Genomic DNA, 19,232 nt, shown 5'->3' with positions numbered 1-19,232 from the left:
TTCAGTTGGAGCTTCTGGTTTCGCTGACGGCACGCGTGAGCGTGTCGCCGAGCAAGGCGTCGATGGCGATGCGGGCATCAAGCGCCTGCTTGAAGTCCTGCGACACCGCCTTGGCCTCCTGGGGCAGGGTTTCCCATTCGGAGGCCGCGTCCTGCAGGTTTTCGCCCTGCAGCGCATTTTCCATCCGGGCCACGATAGCTTCCGCCGTGTCGCCTTCGGCGTCGCCCGTCCGGCGGACCTTGACCACCGACATGGCGCTCGACATCAGCCGGCCCGCGATGCCCTGATCCTGGTCCGGTTGCTGGGCGGCCTCCAGCATGTCGGCGGACAGCGCCGAAAACTGCTCGGCGAGCTGCGAGCGCGTGGGCACGCCGCCTTCGCTGTAGGACTGCAGCTGGGCGACCGCCGGATCGTCCGGCGTGACGTTGGCAAATGTCTGCAGCTCTTCCTCAAACGAACCTCCCCGATCCACGGCAGCCTTCAACGCGGCGGCAGCGATCGCCTGTGCGGCGGCCTCCTCGGCGCCAGGCTCGTTGAGCTCCGTCTCGGCGGCCTCCAGCCGCTGTTGCAGCTGGTCGAGGCGGCCGGTGGTCTCGCTCGACACACCTTCCGCGGATGTCCGCAGAGCAGCAAGCTCCTGCTCGAGGGTGGAGAGTCGTGCGGTCAGCTCTTCGCCGGGGCCTTCGGACGCGGCGGCAACGGCCGCCTCGACGGCCTGCAGCCGCGCGTCGACCTCCGGGGCCGGCGCAGGGGCCTGTCTCAGCGTCTCGACCTGCTGGCGAAGTGCCGCGATGTCGTCGGTGACGTCGCCATCCGCTGACGCGGTGGGAAGATAGCCGGCGTACTGCATGCTTCCTGCCAAAGCGAGGGCGACGATGCCACCGAAGATGCCGGCGGCGATCAGGGTGGAGGTCGCGGTCCCCTTGCCTGCAGGTTGTGTCCGCGAGGATGGCGGTACGGCAGATGAGGCGGTGTCGGAGCTGGGGCGGGAGGTTTCCGTCTTGGAAGTAGACTTGTCCGTACCGGAATCGTCTTTCATGCGCGCCGCAGTGCCGGGGACAGCGACAGGTTTTGGTTCGGTCTTCACGTCGTCGGCCGGGGCGCTCTTCGGCGGGGAATCCGGCTCGGATAGCATCGCCGACCCTGCCGTGTCGTCCGTGTCGTTGCTGCGAACGGGAGCGGCGAGCGTTTCCTGCTTCGAGACGGTCGCGTCGCTGGTCACGGGTTCGGACCCAGGCTTGGTGCCGGAACTCGATGGTGCATTCTGAGCGGATGACGTCGCCGCAGGGGATGTCCCGGCGTCGTCGCTGTCATTGCTGCGAACCGCCTCGGCGACCGCATCCGGCTTGGAGGCCGTGCCGTCGATCGTCACGGGCTCCTTGTTGGACTTCGTGCGGCGGGGCGATTTATCCGTGACCATCGAGACCTCGTTCCTGCATCATTACAGGGGGAAGTTAGGGGGCAAGGCCAAGGATGGGAAGAGGTGACGGAAATTTGAGGTCCGGAAACGACTAAAGAAGGGCCAGCAGGCTGTCCTCGACCGGGCTCGCTGCGGTCTCGACATTGCTCTCGAGGGCCTTCGGTACGGCTTGCGCGATATTCTCGCTCAGGCAGAGGATCCGGCTCCGGGACACGACGATCAAGCTTTCTTCGGAAAGCGGCAGTTCGAAGAACCGCAGCGCCGTCGCCCGGGAGTAGAGCAGGACAACATCCACGGGTGGTGTTTCCAGGGCCGAGGACAGTGCGGCTTTCGGGATCGGGACCGGTCTCATTGTGTAGCTGACGACCGTGGCGACCGGAATACCCGCAGCTTCCAGGTCTTCTTCGAACACGGGAGAGCGGGGTTGGCCGGCGAGGTAGAGGAGCGGGCGTTGGGAGGTCATTTGGCGAAGCTGCGGGCGAAAGCGTTCCACCATGCTGGCGCCCGTTCCCTCCGCCGCCTGAACGGAGGCGAAGCCGGTGGCGCGGAGGGCATCGGCCGTCGCGTCGCCCACGGCGAAGACCGTGTCCTGAAGGTAAGGGTGAACTTCACCGCCGAGGGTCTGCAGAACCCTTGCCGTCTCGGCGCTGGTGACGGCAACTGCCGCATGCGGCTGGCGGAGCGCGTCCAGAGCCGCTTGCGGATGATGCTCGGCCGCCATCAGCGGCAGGATCACGGCATGATGACCGAGCGCCGCAATCTTCGCCGCCGTTTTCCGCGCGGCCTCCTCGGGTCGTGTGACGAGGACGCGCACCTGGTTCAGCTCCAGGTTTCGAAGAAGCCGGGACCTGCAGCCGCGCGCACCGTTTCTCCGGCCTGCCTGCCGAGACTTTCGGCCTCGGAGCGAGGCCCGTCCAGTTCCACGGCATATTCCTGCCGGCCGTCCGGTGTCAGGATAAGGCCGGAGAAGCGCAGGTGGTCACCCTCGCAGAGGGCATAGCCGGCGATCGGGGTGCGGCAGGAACCGTCCAGGGCGCCGAGAAAGGCGCGCTCGCAGCTGACGGCGTCATAGGTCGGACGATCGTTGATGGCGTCGAGGAAATCGGCCACCCGGCTGTCGCCGGTCCGGCTCTCGATGCAGATCGCTCCCTGTGCGGGCGCCGGCGGGAAATCGGCGGGATCGAGAAGTTCGGTCACCACTTCTTCCCTCGCCAGCCGCTTCAGGCCCGCGAACGCCAGAAGCGTGGCGTCGACATGGCCTTCATCCAGCTTGCGCAGGCGGGTGCCGACGGATCCGCGGAAAATTGTCACCTGGATGTCCGGCCGGATACGACGGACCAGGGCCTGTCGGCGCAGGGATGCCGTGCCCACGGTCGCACCGTCCGGGAGAGCCGTCAGACTTGCCGCGGTCCGGCCGATCAGCGCATCGCGGATGTCTTCACGCGGAAGATAGGCGGAAAGGCATAATCCGTCCGGCAGCACTGTCGGCATGTCCTTGGAGGAATGCACGGCGAAATCCAGTTCGCCGGACATCAGTTGCTCCTCCAGCTCCAGGGTGAACAGGCCCTTGCCGCCGATCTCGCTCAGCGGACGGTCGACGATCCGGTCGCCGGTGGTGGACAGGATGACGATCTCGAACATCTCCTCGGGAAGATCATGCGCCGCCATCAGCCGGGCGCGTGTTTCTGCAGCCTGCGCCAGTGCCAGTGGGCTGCCGCGCGTGCCGATCCGGAAAGGTTTCGTTTGCATCCGTATTCGTCCATTGTTAACCGGAGGCCTTGGTAACCGGCTTTATTCAGCCCCGCAATCAACGATCGACCCATGGCGACCTTTCTTCGCATCCTCGGTATCGAAACAAGCTGTGACGAAACGGCGGCTTCCGTCGTCGTGCGGCATGCGGACGGGCGTGGCGAAATTCTCTCGGACGTGGTGCTGTCGCAACTGGAAGAGCACAGTGCCTTCGGTGGCGTGGTCCCGGAGATTGCGGCACGCGCCCACGTCGAGGCGCTCGACGGGTTGATCGAAGAGGCGCTCGAGCGGGCCGACGTGTCGCTCGCCGAGATCGATGCGGTCGCCGCCACATCCGGGCCGGGGCTGATCGGCGGGCTGCTGGTCGGATTGATGACCGGAAAGGCCATAGCGCGTGCGGCCGGCAAGCCGCTCTACGCTGTCAATCACCTCGAAGGCCATGCGCTGACGGCGCGGCTGACGGATGGTCTGCCGTTCCCCTATCTGATGCTTCTCGTCTCCGGCGGGCACACGCAACTGGTGCTGGTCAGCGGCGTGGGCGAATACGAACGCTGGGGGACGACGATCGACGACGCGCTGGGCGAAGCCTTCGACAAGACGGCCAAGCTGCTCGGGCTCCCCTATCCGGGAGGGCCGGCCGTCGAGAGGGCCGCGCTTCACGGCGATGCCGATCGCTTCAAACTGCCGCGGCCGCTGGTCGGCGAGGCGCGGCTCGATTTTTCCTTTTCCGGCCTGAAGACGGCCGTGCGGCAGGCAGCAACCGACATCGCGCCGCTCGATGACCAGGACGTGGCCGACATCTGTGCCTCCTTCCAGAAGGCCATTTCCGGCACGCTGAAGGATCGGATCGGCCGAGGGCTTGCGCGGTTTCGCGACCAGTTTTCCGGATTGGACACGGAGCCGGCCCTGGTCGTGGCCGGAGGTGTCGCGGCCAACCAGGAAATCCGCCGCACCCTGCAGGCGCTTTGCCTCGAGTACGGGTTCCGGTTCGTGGCCCCGCCCATGCGCCTCTGCACGGACAATGCGGCGATGATCGCCTGGGCCGGGCTGGAGCGGATGGCAGCAGAGCTTCCCGCAGATGCGCTCGACGTTCAGCCGCGCTCCCGCTGGCCCCTCGACAGCAATGCCCAGACCCTGCTGGGATCAGGCAAGCGCGGAGCCAAGGCATGAGTGCGACAGCGACCATCGTCGTCATCGGGGCGGGGGCCTTCGGTACGGCCTTGGCCACGATCATGGCCCTCGAAAGCAGATCGACCGTCACCCTCATCGGCCGCAATACGGCGCTGATGAGCGACTTGCGCGATATGCGGATGCATGATGCGGTGCTTCCGGGCGTGCCACTGGCGGATGCGCTGCAGTTCTCCGCCGAACCGGATGCGATCTCCGAGGCCGGCATCGTGCTGTTTGCGATGCCGTCGCAGTCGCATGCGGATGCCGCCCGCTACTACGGTCCTTACCTTGCCAGGGACGCCGCCGTCGTGACCTGCGCCAAGGGTCTCGATCGGACGTCCGGGAGCGTCTTGACGGAGGTTCTCGAGCGGGAACTGCGGGGCCGATCAGCGGCCGCCCTCAGCGGCCCCGGCTTTGCCGCCGACATCGCGCGCGGCCTGCCGACAGCAATGACGATTGCGGCGGGCGAGGCCGCCCTGGCGGAACGACTGGCGCATACGCTTTCCACGCCGACGTTTCGGCTCTACCCCTCGACCGATCGTATCGGGGCGCAGCTGGGCGGCGCGCTGAAGAACGTCCTGGCGATTGCCTGCGGCATTGTGGACGGCGCGGGACTGGGGGAATCGGCGAGAGCTGCACTGATCTCGCGCGGACTTGCGGAGATGTCGCGGCTTGCGGAGCGCATGGGTGGCCGCCCGGAGACGGTGCGGGGGCTGTCCGGTCTCGGCGACCTGGTGCTGACCGGAACCAGCCATCAGTCGCGCAATCTGCGCTATGGCATCGCGCTGGGCAAACAGGTGCCGGAGGGCGCCGGCAACGATCTGGTGGAAGGCGCGTTCGCCGCCTCGATCGCGGCAGGGCTTGGCCGGACGCATGGCATCGAGCTGCCGATCACCAATGCCGTCGCCGACATCATCGCGGGGAAGCTCGACGTGTCCGCAGCCGTGGAGCGCCTGATGACCCGCCCGATCACCACCGAATAAGACAGACAACGGAGAGATCTCGATGCTTTTTGCCTTCCTGTGCACAGACAAACCCGGCCACCTCAACGTCCGGATGGACACACGGCCCGCCCATCTCGAGCACCTCAACAAGCTCAATGCGGATGGCACGCTGAAGATGGCAGGTCCGTTCCTCGACGACGAGGGCAAGCCGAACGGCAGCCTGGTGATCGTGGAAGCCGAGGACGTGGCCGCCGCACGGGCTCTGGCGGAAGCCGATCCCTATTATCAGGCAGGTCTCTTCGAAACGGTGGACGTGAAGCCCTACAACTGGGTCTTCAACAAGCCGGAGGCTTGAGCGTCCATGGCATACTGGCTGTTCAAGTCCGAGCCTTTCAAGTGGTCCTGGGAGATGCAGAAGGCCAAGGGCGATGCCGGCGAGGAGTGGTCGGGCGTCCGCAATTACCAGGCTCGCAATCACATGCGGGCGATGAAGATCGGCGACAAGGGCTTCTTCTATCACTCCAATGAGGGGCTGGAGATCGTCGGGATCGTGGAGGTCTGCGCGCTCAGCCATCCCGATTCGACGGCGGATGGCGATGCGCGATGGGATTGCGTGGACATTCGCGCCATCTGCGATCTTCCCACGCCGGTGACGCTGAAGGAGATCAAGGCCAATCCGAAGTTTGAGACCATGTCGCTCGTGACATCGATGCGGCTTTCGGTTCAGCCGGTCACGGACGAGGAGTACGTGGAGATCTGCCGGCTTGGCGGACTGGACAATCCGCCCCGCTCGCCTGATTGACACGGTGCATGAAGACTGATCCCCGCAGCTTCATCCTTTCCAATACGAGGCTTCTTGCTCCACCGCATGTGCCGGAGGTGCGATTGCATCTCGCCGACGAGGCGCATGATCTGTGGCAGAAGACCGAGGACGAGCTGGAGGAAATCGGGCTTCCGCCGCCCTTCTGGGCCTTTGCCTGGGCCGGCGGGCAGGGACTGGCGCGCTACATCCTGGATCATCCCGAGGCTGTGTCCGGAAAACGGGTGCTCGACTTTGCCACCGGGTCCGGGCTGGTGGCGATTGCGGCCAAGCATGCCGGCGCCGCCGACGTGCTGGCGGCAGACGTTGACCCATGGGCTGCCGATGCTGTTGCGCTCAATGCCGCGGCGAACGATGTGACGGTCGATTTCGTGCGCGGCGACCTGATCGGAACGGCGGTCGATGCCGAGGTGGTGCTTGCCGGCGACGTCTTCTACGACAAGGGTTTTGCGGAAGCGCTCGCGCCCTGGTTTCGCCGGCTGGCCGGAGAGGGGCGCATCGTTCTCGTCGGGGATCCGGGACGGAGCTATCTGCCGAAGGATTGTCTCGAGCCGCTGGCGTCCTATGAAGTGCCGGTGACCCGGGCACTGGAGGACGCCGAGATAAAGAAGACGACCGTGTGGCGCTTCACCTAATTGGCTGCGCGGATGACGCAGACGCCTGATTCGCAGGAGCATGGGTCTGAGCGGCGGAGGTAGCTTTCGTCGACCTGGATGATCGTCGCCTTGGGTGCAGGCTGCGGGCGGTCCACCTTCTCGGTTCTGCGGATCACCCAGACGGAACGGCTGAAGGTGCCGACACCGGGGACGTGGGTCACCGGTGTCGTATAGCCGATCGAACGGCCGAGATTGCGAAAATCAGAATGGCCATGGTCGCGGAGACTGTGGCCGCGGGAACCGCCGTCCCGCCAGTCGTTGCCGCCAGCAATTGCCGGAAGCTCCATCATGCCAAAGAGACCCGAAGCAAGGGCCACCAAAAGCAGTTGTTTTCCGATCATCTCCAGCCTCCGTCGCAAGCGTTAACGGAAGGTTAACACAGTTCGGATAACCAAGTCGCCAAGACTGTGGAGAAAATTCCTGATGTGATCGATCGGCAGGCGCCACTACGGAAATCGAGGGGTTCGGGCACCAATCGATTAAAATTTAAGATCCGTTTGAAATCGCTTGTCGTAGAGCATGTCGGGAACTAAACCACGCCTAATGATGCAATGCACATTTCTTCGGCATGGTGCATTGGCGGGTGCAAAAGCCCGGAAACGCTTCAACGCCGTGAGGTCCTGATGGCGAACGTGACTAAAAACCGGCCCCTGTCGCCGCATCTGCAGATTTACAAATTCATCCCCACCATGGCCATGTCGATCATGCACCGTATTACCGGTGCAGCGCTCTATTTAGGCACGGTGCTTGTTGCCGCCTGGCTGATTGCTGCTGCATCCGGCGAGGAGAATTTCAACCAGGTCAATGGCCTGTTCGGCTCGCTGGTCGGCCAGATCATCCTCTTCGGGTACACCTGGGCTCTGCTTCATCATTTGATCGGCGGTATCCGCCACATGATGTGGGACCTCGGCTACGGCTTCGAGAAGGAATTCTCGACCATGCTGGCGAAGGCCAATCTCGTTGCGTCGATCGGTCTCACCGTCCTGGTGTGGATCGTCGTGCTATTGGTTCGCTGAGGAGGAACGGCTCATGGACATGCGTACACCGCTTGCAAAAGTTCGCGGCCTCGGCTCCGCCAAAAGCGGCACCGAACATTTCTGGAAGGTGCGCACGACATCGATCGCGCTGACGCCTCTCCTTCTCTTCTACGTCGGCTTCCTGGTCATGTACGTGGGACGTCCCTACGCCGAGGTTGTTGGCGCGCTCTCCAATCCCTTCATCGCGACGATCAATGCGCTGACGGTGATCGCGAGCGTCATCCACATGCGCCTCGGCATGGAAGAAGTCATTCAGGACTACGTCCATTCGGAGACCATGAAGATGGTGGCCATCATGCTCAACGGCTTCTTCTCAATTCTGATCGGCGGTCTCTGTCTTTTCGCCGTCCTGAAAATCGCATTCGCAGGATAACCCGTCATGGCATCCATCACTCCCATTGCGCAGACAGGCAAGGCCTATACCTTCGTCGACCATTCCTATGACGTGATCGTCGTGGGCGCGGGCGGAGCGGGTCTTCGCGCGACGCTCGGCATGGCCGAGCAAGGTTTCAAGACCGCCTGCATCACCAAGGTCTTCCCGACGCGCTCGCACACGGTCGCGGCGCAGGGCGGTATCGCCGCCTCGCTCCAGAACATGACGCCGGACAGCTGGCAGTGGCATCTCTACGATACCGTCAAGGGCTCCGACTGGCTCGGCGACGTGGACGCCATGCAGTATCTGGCGATGGAGGCGCCGAAGGCGGTCTACGAGCTGGAGCACTACGGCGTGCCGTTCTCGCGCAACGAGGAAGGCAAGATCTACCAGCGGCCGTTCGGCGGCCACATGCAGAACTACGGTGCCGGCCCGCCGGTGCAGCGCACCTGCGCCGCTGCCGACCGCACCGGCCACGCGATCCTGCACACGCTCTACGGCCAGTCGCTGAAGCACAATGCGGAATTCTTCATCGAGTATTTCGCTCTCGACCTGATCATGTCGGATGATGGCCAGTGCACCGGCGTGGTCGCCTGGAACCTCGACGACGGCACGATCCACCGCTTCACGGCGAAGATGGTGGTGCTGGCGACCGGCGGCTATGGCCGCGCCTATTTCTCCGCCACGTCCGCCCATACCTGCACCGGTGACGGCGGCGGCATGATTGCCCGCGCCGGCCTGCCACTGCAGGACATGGAATTCGTCCAGTTTCACCCGACCGGGATCTATGGCTCAGGCTGCCTGATCACGGAAGGTGCGCGCGGCGAAGGTGGTTATCTCGTCAATTCCGAAGGCGAGCGTTTCATGGAGCGCTATGCGCCCTCCGCCAAGGATCTTGCCTCGCGTGACGTGGTTTCCCGTTGCATGACGCTCGAAATCCGCGAGGGTCGCGGCGTCGGCAAGAACAAGGACCACATCTTCCTGCATCTCGACCATCTGGATCCGGCCGTCCTGCACGAGCGGCTGCCGGGGATCTCCGAAAGCGCGAAGATCTTCGCCGGTGTCGACGTGACGCGCGAGCCGATCCCGGTGCTGCCGACCGTTCACTACAACATGGGTGGCATTCCGACCAATTTCTGGGGCGAGGTGCTGAACGCGGACAGTGACAATCCGGAACGCATCGCTCCCGGCCTGATGGCCGTCGGCGAAGCGGGCTGCGCATCGGTACATGGGGCGAACCGCCTCGGCTCCAACTCGCTGATCGACCTTGTCGTCTTCGGCCGTGCCGCGGCGATCCGCGCCGGCCAGGTGATCGACCGGGCGGCGGCGGTGCCGGCCCTCAACACGGCCGCCTGCGACAAGATCATGGAGCGCTTCGACCGTCTGCGGAATGCCAACGGCGGAACGCCGACGGCCGTGCTGCGCGACAAGATGCAGCGCACCATGCAGGAAGATGCCGCCGTGTTCCGGACCCAGGAGTCGCTGGAGTCAGGCTGTCGCCGGATGTCGGCCATCTGGGGCGAGCTGAAGGATACGAAGGTCACGGACCGCTCGATGATCTGGAACTCCGATCTGGTCGAGACCCTCGAGCTCGAAAACCTGATGGCGAACGCGATCACGACCGTCTACGGCGCCGAGGCGCGCAAGGAAAGCCGCGGCAGCCACGCCCGTGAAGACTTTACCGATGGTCCGTTCGGCGGCCGCGACGATGTCAACTGGCGCAAGCACACGCTGGCCTGGTTGAACGATGCCGGCGGCGTCCGGCTGGAATATCGCCCGGTTCACACCGAACTCATCGCCGAAGGCATCGATCCTGCAAAGATCGAGCCCAAGGCGCGCGTGTATTGATCTCGAGAGGATCCGGACATGGTTGAACTCACTCTTCCCAAGAACTCTCAGATGACCGAAGGCAAGGTCTGGCCGAAGCCTGCCGATGCAAAGAACGTTCGCGAATACAGGGTCTATCGCTGGAATCCGGACGACGGTCAGAACCCGCGTATCGACACCTTCTACATCGACATCGATGATTGCGGGCCGATGGTGCTGGACGGTCTCTTGTACATCAAGGACAAGATCGACCCGACGCTGACGCTGCGCCGCTCCTGCCGGGAGGGCATCTGCGGCTCCTGCGCAATGAACATCGACGGCACCAACACGCTGGCCTGCACCAAGGGCATGGAAGACATCGGCGGGACCGTGAAGGTCTATCCGCTGCCGCACATGCCGGTCGTGAAGGATCTCGTGCCGGATCTCACCAACTTCTACGCGCAGCACCGCTCGATCGAGCCCTGGCTGAAGACGGTATCGCCGCCGCCGGCCAAGGAGTGGAAGCAGAGCCACGAAGACCGCATGAAGCTCGACGGTCTCTATGAGTGCATTCTCTGTGCCTGCTGTTCCGCCTCCTGTCCGAGCTACTGGTGGAACGGCGACCGCTATCTCGGTCCGGCTGTCTTGCTGCAGGCCTATCGCTGGCTGATCGACAGCCGCGACGAGGCCAAGGGCGAGCGTCTCGACGATCTGGAAGATCCTTTCCGGCTCTATCGCTGCCACACGATCATGAACTGTGCACAGACCTGCCCGAAGGGCCTGAACCCGGCGAAAGCGATCGCCGAGATCAAGAAGATGATGGTCGAGCGCCGCGTATAGAATAGAATTCAGGCGCGACGCCGGTTGATGTTCGCGCCTGCTGTTCCATTTTGCGGGCAAGAGCCTGTGATGCTAAGTCAGGGATGTGCTTGCGGTTGATTCGATCTAATCTATCGCGATAATTCCGCCGTGTTTCATCACTAGCACCGGGTGCAGCAAAAGATCGGAGTGAAATGATGCAGTTCAGGTATGTCGCCACCGGGTTGATGGTCGCCGTCTCCCTCGCCGGTTGCCAACGCACCTCCTACAGCCCCTACGACAATCTCCCTTCGCAGCCTGCCCCGCTGCAGGCGCAGCCTGTTCCCCAGGTTCAGTCGAACCAGCTGCCACCGCCCGGTGGCGCAACGCAGTTCCCGACGGCGCCGATGCAGGAAACGGCATCGCTCGATCCGAATGCCTCGGCTCCGACAACGGCCCTGGATGTGACGAAGGAGCAGATGGTCGGCAACTGGCGCGTTTCGAACGCCGGCAGTTCCTGTGACATGTTCCTGACGCTGACCAATCTCGGAAGCGGTTCGCGCGGGGGCACGCGCGGTTGCGCCGGCGAGTTGACCGCGATGGGCTCTTGGGAAGTGTCCGGCAAGATGGTGCAGTTCAAGGATCGCGCCGGCAACGTCATCGGCCGCGTCTACAAGAGCGCCGACAACCGCTTCGACGGTACCACCAACTCCGGGCAGCCGGTCAGCCTCAGCCGCTAGCGGCACCAGGGAGCACGTTCCTCCTCTATGGAAGCCATTCCCGACTACACGCACAGCGTCGTAGAAGAGCTGAAGGTCAAGACCGCGGCAGGAAGTCTGACTCCAGACCGCTCCCAGCTCGAGGTTGCGGCCAAGCTCGACCGCGTGCTTGGCGACCTTCGGGAAGCTCGTCCGGCCAGGAAGCAAAGCGCGCTCGGATGGCTGTTTGCCAAGGGCAGCACCCGGCCCAGCAAGGTTCGCGGGCTCTATATCCACGGCAGTGTCGGTCGCGGCAAGACCATGCTCATGGAGATGTTCTTCAAGAAGGCGGCCACCGACAAGAAGCGGCGGGTTCACTTCCACGAGTTCATGGCGGATGTGCACGGTCGGGTGCATGAGCACCGGATGAGGCTGAAGAGCGGCCAGACAAAGCAGGCGGACCCCATTCCGCCTGTGGCCGCCGAGATTTACGCCGAGGCGGAGCTTCTGTGCTTCGACGAATTCTCGGTGACGGACATCACCGACGCCATGATCCTTGCCCGGCTGTTCAACGAACTCTTCTCCCTCGGTTGCGTGCTTGTCGCGACGTCGAACGTCGCGCCGGAGAACCTCTACAAGGATGGACTGAACCGCGGCCTCTTCCTGCCCTTCATCGATCTGCTGCAGCAGCACGTCGAGACGGTATCGCTGGAGTCTCCGACCGACTATCGGATGGAGAAGCTTGCAAACCTTCCCGTCTATGTGACCCCGCTCGGTCCTCAGGCCGATGCGGCGATGGAGGCTACGTGGCATCAGGTCACCGATGGCGAGCGCGCAATGCCGTCGGAGGTCCCGCGCAAGGGGCGTGTGATCAAGGTTCCCAGTGCGGTCGGCCGGGCCGCTCGCTTCCGTTTTGCCGATCTTTGCGAGAGGCCACTTGGCGCTGCGGATTATCTGGCGATCGCAGAGCGCTTCGATTCCATCTTCGTCGAGCAGATTCCGCAGCTTGGTCCGGAGAAACGCAATGAGACCAAACGCTTTATCAACCTTGTCGATACATTGTACGACAACGCCGTTCGGCTTTACGTTTCCGCCGCAGCCGCACCCGACGATCTCCTGACGGAACGGCGCGGGACGGAAGGGTTCGAATTCGACCGGACGGTTTCGCGTCTTTTCGAGATGCGCAGCGCCGATTATGCGGCAGTGCACGCGCAACGTCACTCGTGAGCGACGGGCAAATTCTTACGTTTACGTAAGAATTTATTCATTTAACCGATTGAAAACACTGGCCTCCAAAGAACCGATTGCTATTTCAAGCAGGTTCCGGTATGGCCATGTGAACATTGGCGGCCCGGCTTGCGTGTCCGGTCGCGGACAATGATCTGGAGAGGAAGCTTTTCGATGGCGCGGAAGAAGATCGCACTTATTGGTTCTGGCATGATCGGTGGAACGCTGGCGCATCTCGCCGGCATCAAGGAGCTGGGCGATATCGTCCTCTTCGACATCGCCGATGGTATCCCGCAGGGCAAGGGTCTGGACATCGCCCAGTCTTCCCCGGTCGAAGGCTTCAACGCGAAGCTCACCGGCGCCAGTGACTATTCTGCCATCGAAGGCGCCGACGTCTGCATCGTGACCGCTGGCGTTGCCCGCAAGCCTGGCATGAGCCGCGACGATCTTCTCGGCATCAACCTCAAGGTCATGGAACAGGTTGGCGCCGGCATCAAGAAATACGCGCCGGACGCCTTCGTCATCTGCATCACCAATCCGCTCGACGCGATGGTCTGGGCGCTGCAGAAGTTCTCCGGCCTGCCGAAGAACATGGTCGTCGGCATGGCCGGCGTGCTGGACTCCTCCCGCTTCCGTCTGTTTCTCTCCGAGGAGTTCAACGTCTCGGTCCAGGACGTCACCGCCTTCGTTCTCGGCGGTCACGGCGACACCATGGTGCCGCTTGCCCGCTATTCGACCGTCGGCGGCATTCCACTCACCGACCTCGTCAAGATGGGTTGGGTCACCAAGGAGCGCCTGGAGGAAATCATCCAGCGCACCCGTGATGGTGGCGCCGAGATCGTCGGCCTGCTGAAGACCGGCTCGGCCTATTATGCGCCTGCCGCCTCGGCGATCGAAATGGCCGAGTCCTTCCTCAAGGACAAGAAGCGCGTGCTGCCCTGCGCTGCCTATCTCTCCGGCCAGTACGGCGTGAAGGACATGTATGTCGGCGTTCCGACAGTCATCGGCGCCGGTGGCGTGGAGCGCATCATCGAGGTCGAATTCAACAAGAGCGAGGAAGAAGCCTTCCAGAAGTCGGTCGGCGCGGTTGCCGGTCTTTGCGAAGCCTGCATCAACATCGCTCCCGCGCTGAAGTAATCGCGCCAGCTACATCCAAGGAAACGCTGATGAATATTCACGAATATCAGGCCAAGGCTCTGCTCAAGGGCTTCGGCGCTCCGGTTGCCGAAGGTGTGGCCATCCTCAAGGTCGAGGAGGCCGAGGCGGCTGCGAAGTCGCTGCCGGGTCCGCTCTATGTGGTCAAGAGCCAGATTCATGCCGGCGGTCGCGGCAAGGGCAAGTTCAAGGAACTCGGTCCCGATGCCAAGGGCGGCGTGCGCCTTGCCAAGTCCATCGAGGAAGTGGTTTCCCACGCCCGCGACATGCTCGGCAACACGCTGGTAACGGCGCAGACCGGCGATGCCGGCAAGCAGGTCAACCGTCTCTACATCGAAGACGGCGCAGACATCGACCGCGAGCTCTACTGCTCGCTCCTGGTCGACCGGTCGGTCGGTCAGGTGGCCTTCGTCGTTTCGACCGAAGGCGGCATGGACATCGAGGCGGTCGCCCACGACACGCCGGAGAAGATCCACACGATCGCCATCGAGCCGGAAGCCGGCGTCACGGATGCCGACGTCGCTGCAATCTCGAAGGCTCTCGAGCTCTCGGGTGCCGCCGCGGACGATGCCAAGGCCCTGTTCCCGGCGCTCTACAAGGCGTTCGTCGAAAAGGACATGGCGCTGCTGGAGGTCAATCCGCTGATCGTCATGAAGGACGGCCATCTGCGCGTTCTCGACGCCAAGATGTCGTTCGACGGCAATGCCCTGTTCCGTCACGACGACGTCCGGGCGCTGCGCGACGAGACCGAAGAAGACGCCAAGGAAATCGAAGCCTCCAAGTGGGACCTCGCCTATGTCGCCCTCGACGGCAACATCGGCTGCATGGTCAATGGCGCAGGCCTTGCCATGGCGACGATGGACATCATCAAGCTCTACGGCAAGGAGCCGGCAAACTTCTGCGACGTCGGCGGTGGCGCCGGCAAGGAGAAGGTCGCGGCGGCCTTCAAGATCATCACGGCTGACCCGAAGGTCGAGGGCATCCTCGTCAACATCTTCGGCGGCATCATGAAGTGCGACGTCATCGCAGAAGGTGTCGTGGCTGCCGTCCAGGAAGTCGGCCTCAAGGTTCCGCTGGTCGTGCGCCTCGAAGGTACCAATGTCGAGCTTGGCAAGAAGATCCTCAACGAATCGGGCCTGGCGATCACCGCAGCCGACGACTTGGACGATGCCGCCAAGAAGATCGTCGCTGCGATCAACGCCTAATTTGAAGGACCGGAAATAATGTCCATTCTCGTCAACAAAGACACGAAGGTCCTGGTTCAGGGCCTGACCGGCAAGACCGGCACCTTCCACACCGAACAGGCGCTTGCCTACTACGGCACGCAGATGGTCGGCGGTATCCACCCGAAGAAGGGTGGCGAAACCTGGACCGGCTCGAAGGGCGAAAGCCTGCCGATCTTCGCGACCGTGGCCGAAGCCAAGGACGCCACAGGCGCCGACGCGTCCGTGATCTACGTTCCACCGGCAGGCGCTGCCGACGCGATCATCGAGGCGATCGACGCCGAGATCCCGTTCATCACCTGCATCACCGAAGGCATTCCGGTCATGGACATGGTTCGCGTCAAGGCACGCCTGGACCGCTCCAAGTCGCGCCTTCTCGGCCCCAACTGCCCGGGCGTCCTGACGCCGGAAGAATGCAAGATCGGCATCATGCCGGGCTCGATCTTCCGCAAGGGTTCGGTCGGCATCGTCTCGCGCTCCGGCACGCTGACCTATGAAGCCGTGTTCCAGACCTCCAACGAAGGCCTCGGCCAGACCACGGCTGTCGGCATCGGCGGCGATCCGGTCAAGGGCACGGAATTCATCGACATCCTGGAAATGTTCCTCGCCGATGACGCCACCCAGTCGATCATCATGATCGGTGAAATCGGTGGTTCCGCGGAAGAAGACGCGGCCCAGTTCCTGATCGATGAAGCCAAGAATGGCCGTAAGAAGCCGATGGCAGGCTTCATCGCCGGTCGGACGGCCCCCAAGGGTCGGACGATGGGCCACGCCGGCGCCGTCGTCTCCGGCGGCAAGGGTGACGCGGAATCGAAGATCGCGGCCATGGAAGCGGCAGGCATCAAGGTGTCGCCATCTCCGGCCCGCCTCGGCACGACGCTGGTTGAAGTCCTCAAGGGCTAAGGCCACATAGGCATCAAGGCCGCCCGGCTTGCGCCGGTCGGCCACGTTATCGGCAAGATGGTGCGGAACAGGCGCCTTCCTTGCGGGTTCAGCGTCAAGCGGCGCGGACCGTGGCCGTCTCAGGCGGCTTCAAAAGACAAGACCATCAAAGCGACGGCCGACGCTTATCTTTTGGCCCTCAGTTTCGTCGGGAGGCGGGCGCGGCGTCCGCAAGAAAATCATGGCACGGCAAGAAGCCAACGAGCAGTTCCTCATCACCTCCTTCCTCGACGGCGCGAATGCCTCCTATATCGAGCAGCTCTACGCCCGGTATGAGGACGATCCGAATTCCGTCGGACCGGAGTGGCAGTCCTTCTTCAAGGCGCTCGCCGACAGTCCGGAAGACGTGAAGAAGGCCGCCAAGGGTGCGTCCTGGCAGCGCAAGAACTGGCCGATCGATGCCGGGGGAGATCTCGTCTCGGCGCTCGACGGCAACTGGCCGGTCGTTGAAAAGGCGATCGAAACGAAGGTCAAGGCGAAGGCAGAGGCCGCCGCGGTTGCCACGGGAGCGACGGTCAACGAGGCCGACGTGCTGCAGGCGACGCGCGATTCCGTCCGCGCCATCATGATGATCCGCGCCTACCGCATGCGTGGCCACCTGCACGCCAAGCTCGATCCGCTCGGTCTTGCCATACCGGTGGAGGACTACAACGAGCTGTCGCCCAGCGCCTACGGTTTCACCGAGGCCGACTACGACCGCAAGATCTTCATCGACAATGTGCTCGGGCTGGAGTTCGCGACGGTCCGCGAGATGCTCGACATCCTGGAGCGCACCTATTGCTCGACGATGGGCGTCGAGTTCATGCACATCTCCAACCCGGAAGAGAAAGCCTGGGTCCAGGAGCGCATCGAGGGCCCGCACAAGGGCGTGGAATTCACGCCGAACGGCAAGAAGGCCATCCTGCAGAAGCTGGTCGAGGCTGAAGGCTACGAGCAGTTCCTCGACGTGCGGTTCAAGGGCACGAAGCGCTTCGGTCTCGACGGCGGCGAATCGCTGATTCCGGCGCTCGAACAGATCATCAAGCGCGGCGGCCAGGACGGCCTCGAAGAAATCGTTCTCGGCATGGCCCACCGTGGCCGCCTGAACGTGCTGACCAACGTGATGGGCAAGCCGCATCGCGCCGTGTTCCATGAATTCAAGGGCGGCTCGTTCAAGCCGGACGATGTCGAAGGCTCTGGCGACGTCAAGTATCACCTCGGTGCGTCTTCGGACCGCGAGTTCGACGGCAACAAGGTCCATTTGTCGCTGACGGCAAACCCCTCGCACCTCGAGATCGTCAATCCGGTGGTCATGGGCAAGGCGCGCGCCAAGCAGGACATGCTTGCCAAGACCGCTGACAAGGACGGCATCGTTCCGCTTGCCGAGCGCTCCAAGGTGCTGCCGCTGCTCCTGCACGGGGATGCGGCCTTCGCCGGCCAGGGTGTCGTGGCCGAAATCCTCGGCCTCTCCGGCCTGCGCGGCCATCGCGTCGCCGGCACGATGCACGTCATCATCAACAACCAGATCGGCTTCACCACCAATCCGGCCTTCTCCCGCTCGTCGCCGTATCCGTCCGACGTGGCGAAGATGATCGAGGCGCCGATCTTCCACGTCAACGGCGACGACCCGGAAGCCGTGACCTACGCCGCCAAGATCGCCACCGAATACCGGATGAAGTTCCACAAGCCGGTCGTCCTGGACATCTTCTGCTATCGCCGCTTCGGCCACAACGAAGGTGACGAGCCGGCGTTCACGCAGCCGAAGATGTACAAGGTGATCCGCGGCCACAAGACGGTGGCGCAGATCTATGCAGACCGCCTGATTGCCGAAGGCCTGATCAGCGACGGCGAATTCGAAAAGATGAAGGCGGACTGGCGCGCGCACCTCGAGCAGGAGTTCGAGGCAGGGCAGAGCTACAAGCCCAACAAGGCCGACTGGCTGGACGGCGTCTGGTCCGGGCTGCGTTCCGCCGACAATGCCGACGAGCAGCGCCGCGGCAAGACCGCCATGCCGATGAAGCAGCTGAAGGACATCGGCCGCAAGCTCTCGACCATTCCGGAAGGTTTCAACGCCCACCGGACGATCAAGCGCTTCATGGACAACCGCGCGCAGATGATCGAGACGGGCGATGGTATCGACTGGGCGATGGCCGAGGCACTGGCCTTCGGTTCGCTGACGGTCGAAGGCACCAAGATCCGCCTCTCGGGCCAGGACGTCGAACGCGGCACGTTCTCCCAGCGGCACTCGGTTCTCTACGACCAGGAGACGGAAGAGCGCTTCGTTCCGCTTGCCAACCTGTCGCCGACCCAGGCCCGCTACGAGGTCATCAACTCGATGCTCTCGGAAGAGGCGGTGCTCGGCTTCGAATATGGCTATTCGCTGGCCCGTCCGAATGCGCTGACGCTGTGGGAAGCCCAGTTCGGCGACTTCGCCAACGGCGCGCAGGTGGTCTTCGACCAGTTCATCTCGTCGGGCGAACGCAAATGGCTGCGCATGTCCGGCCTCGTCTGCCTGCTTCCGCATGGCTACGAAGGTCAGGGCCCCGAGCACTCCTCGGCACGCCTGGAGCGCTGGCTGCAGATGTGCGCGGAAGACAACATGCAGGTCGCCTACTGCACGACGCCGGCAAACTACTTCCATATCCTGCGCCGCCAGGTGAAGCGCGATTTCCGCAAGCCGCTCATCCTGATGACGCCGAAGTCGCTGCTCCGCCACAAGCGCGCGACCTCGACGCTTGCGGAGATGGCTGGCGAAAGCTCCTTCCACCGCCTGCTGTGGGACGATGCGGAGGTCATCAAGGATGGCCCGATCAAGCTGCAGAAGGACGCCAAGATCCGTCGTGTCGTGATGTGTTCGGGCAAGGTCTATTACGACCTCCTGGAAGAGCGCGAGAAGCGCGGCATCGACGACGTCTACCTGCTGCGCATCGAACAGCTCTATCCGTTCCCGGCAAAGGCGCTGATCAACGAGCTGTCGCGTTTCCGCAATGCGGAGATGGTCTGGTGCCAGGAAGAGCCCAAGAACATGGGCGGCTGGTCGTTCATCGATCCGTACCTCGAATGGGTTCTGGCCCATATCGACGCCAAGTACCAGCGCGTCCGCTACACCGGTCGCCCGGCTGCGGCCTCGCCGGCCACGGGCCTGATGTCCAAGCACCTGGCGCAGCTTGAAGCATTCCTTGAAGACGCGCTCGGCGGCTGATCCTCAGCCGCCTCCGCGACACCCAATAACGGC

At 63.4% G+C, this 19,232-nt stretch carries 19 protein-coding genes; 15 read left to right on the top strand and 4 right to left on the bottom strand.

From position 1 onward, the window contains the following. Position 1 precedes the first annotated feature (1 nt). The 3 genes from EO99_RS0104590 to hemC form a co-directional block, all read right to left on the bottom strand. Entirely contained in the window at positions 2–1,420 is a 1,419-nt protein-coding gene (locus EO99_RS0104590; RefSeq protein WP_029617468.1) for a mitofilin family membrane protein, read from the bottom strand. 91 nt (positions 1,421–1,511) lie between these two features. After that, positions 1,512–2,234: a uroporphyrinogen-III synthase gene (locus EO99_RS0104585; RefSeq protein WP_029617467.1), complete on the bottom strand. Its 723-nt coding sequence runs from the start codon at positions 2,232–2,234 to the stop codon at positions 1,512–1,514. 5 nt (positions 2,235–2,239) lie between these two features. Beyond that, entirely contained in the window at positions 2,240–3,169 is a 930-nt protein-coding gene (gene hemC, locus EO99_RS0104580; protein WP_029617466.1) for a hydroxymethylbilane synthase, read from the bottom strand. Between the two features lie 72 nt (positions 3,170–3,241). Here hemC and tsaD point away from each other — a divergent pair, with 72 nt between their 5' ends. The 5 genes from tsaD to EO99_RS0104555 are packed head-to-tail and all read left to right on the top strand — an operon-like array spanning position 3,242 to position 6,738. Continuing rightward, the gene (gene tsaD, locus EO99_RS0104575) at positions 3,242–4,339 is read left to right on the top strand and encodes a tRNA (adenosine(37)-N6)-threonylcarbamoyltransferase complex transferase subunit TsaD (protein WP_029617465.1); all 1,098 of its coding nucleotides are present in this window, start codon (positions 3,242–3,244) and stop codon (positions 4,337–4,339) included. Further along, the gene (locus EO99_RS0104570) at positions 4,336–5,322 is read left to right on the top strand and encodes an NAD(P)H-dependent glycerol-3-phosphate dehydrogenase (protein ID WP_029617464.1); all 987 of its coding nucleotides are present in this window, start codon (positions 4,336–4,338) and stop codon (positions 5,320–5,322) included. The genes tsaD and EO99_RS0104570 overlap by 4 nt, the downstream gene beginning before the upstream one ends. 22 nt (positions 5,323–5,344) lie before the next feature. Beyond that, positions 5,345–5,638, top strand: coding sequence for a YciI-like protein (locus EO99_RS0104565; RefSeq protein WP_029617463.1), 294 nt, complete (start codon positions 5,345–5,347; stop codon positions 5,636–5,638). Positions 5,639–5,644: 6 nt separating this feature from the next. Further along, positions 5,645–6,085, top strand: coding sequence for an EVE domain-containing protein (locus EO99_RS0104560; protein WP_029617462.1), 441 nt, complete (start codon positions 5,645–5,647; stop codon positions 6,083–6,085). A gap of 8 nt (positions 6,086–6,093) precedes the next feature. Beyond that, on the top strand, positions 6,094–6,738 hold the full coding sequence (locus EO99_RS0104555; protein WP_029617461.1) for a class I SAM-dependent methyltransferase: 645 nt from the start codon (positions 6,094–6,096) through the stop codon (positions 6,736–6,738). Here the strand turns inward: EO99_RS0104555 and EO99_RS0104550 are convergent. Continuing rightward, positions 6,735–7,100, bottom strand: a complete 366-nt coding sequence (locus EO99_RS0104550; protein WP_029617460.1) for a hypothetical protein — start codon at positions 7,098–7,100, stop codon at positions 6,735–6,737. The genes EO99_RS0104555 and EO99_RS0104550 overlap by 4 nt on opposite strands. A gap of 282 nt (positions 7,101–7,382) precedes the next feature. Between EO99_RS0104550 and sdhC the strand changes: the two genes are divergently transcribed. The 10 genes from sdhC (at position 7,383) to EO99_RS0104500 (ending at position 19,199) form a co-directional block, all read left to right on the top strand. Further along, positions 7,383–7,775, top strand: coding sequence for a succinate dehydrogenase, cytochrome b556 subunit (sdhC, locus tag EO99_RS0104545; protein WP_029617459.1), 393 nt, complete (start codon positions 7,383–7,385; stop codon positions 7,773–7,775). A 13-nt stretch (positions 7,776–7,788) separates the two neighbouring features. Beyond that, positions 7,789–8,169 (top strand): succinate dehydrogenase, hydrophobic membrane anchor protein, encoded by a 381-nt coding sequence (gene sdhD / locus EO99_RS0104540; protein WP_029617458.1) that lies wholly within the window; start codon positions 7,789–7,791, stop codon positions 8,167–8,169. A 6-nt stretch (positions 8,170–8,175) separates the two neighbouring features. Beyond that, positions 8,176–10,017: a succinate dehydrogenase flavoprotein subunit gene (gene sdhA, locus EO99_RS0104535; RefSeq protein WP_029617457.1), complete on the top strand. Its 1,842-nt coding sequence runs from the start codon at positions 8,176–8,178 to the stop codon at positions 10,015–10,017. 18 nt (positions 10,018–10,035) lie between these two features. Then, entirely contained in the window at positions 10,036–10,815 is a 780-nt protein-coding gene (locus EO99_RS0104530) for a succinate dehydrogenase iron-sulfur subunit (RefSeq protein ID WP_029617456.1), read from the top strand. 176 nt (positions 10,816–10,991) lie between these two features. After that, positions 10,992–11,513: a protease inhibitor Inh/omp19 family protein gene (locus EO99_RS0104525; protein ID WP_029617455.1), complete on the top strand. Its 522-nt coding sequence runs from the start codon at positions 10,992–10,994 to the stop codon at positions 11,511–11,513. A 27-nt stretch (positions 11,514–11,540) separates the two neighbouring features. Continuing rightward, positions 11,541–12,698 (top strand): cell division protein ZapE, encoded by a 1,158-nt coding sequence (gene zapE, locus EO99_RS0104520; protein WP_029617454.1) that lies wholly within the window; start codon positions 11,541–11,543, stop codon positions 12,696–12,698. 174 nt (positions 12,699–12,872) lie between these two features. Next, positions 12,873–13,835, top strand: coding sequence for a malate dehydrogenase (gene mdh / locus EO99_RS0104515; RefSeq protein WP_029617453.1), 963 nt, complete (start codon positions 12,873–12,875; stop codon positions 13,833–13,835). Between the two features lie 29 nt (positions 13,836–13,864). After that, positions 13,865–15,058 carry an ADP-forming succinate--CoA ligase subunit beta gene (sucC, locus tag EO99_RS0104510; protein WP_029617452.1) on the top strand — a complete coding sequence of 398 codons (1,194 nt, stop codon included), beginning with the start codon at positions 13,865–13,867 and terminating at the stop codon, positions 15,056–15,058. A gap of 18 nt (positions 15,059–15,076) precedes the next feature. Next, positions 15,077–15,979 carry a succinate--CoA ligase subunit alpha gene (gene sucD, locus EO99_RS0104505; RefSeq protein WP_029617451.1) on the top strand — a complete coding sequence of 301 codons (903 nt, stop codon included), beginning with the start codon at positions 15,077–15,079 and terminating at the stop codon, positions 15,977–15,979. A gap of 220 nt (positions 15,980–16,199) precedes the next feature. Continuing rightward, entirely contained in the window at positions 16,200–19,199 is a 3,000-nt protein-coding gene (locus EO99_RS0104500) for a 2-oxoglutarate dehydrogenase E1 component (RefSeq protein ID WP_029617450.1), read from the top strand. Positions 19,200–19,232 lie beyond the last annotated feature (33 nt).

This window comes from Pseudorhizobium marinum (assembly GCF_000705355.1).
Lineage (GTDB): Bacteria > Pseudomonadota > Alphaproteobacteria > Rhizobiales > Rhizobiaceae > Neorhizobium > Neorhizobium pelagicum.
The sequence above is the reverse complement of the archived record's forward strand: the minus strand, read 5'-3'. Positions and strand labels throughout refer to the sequence as shown.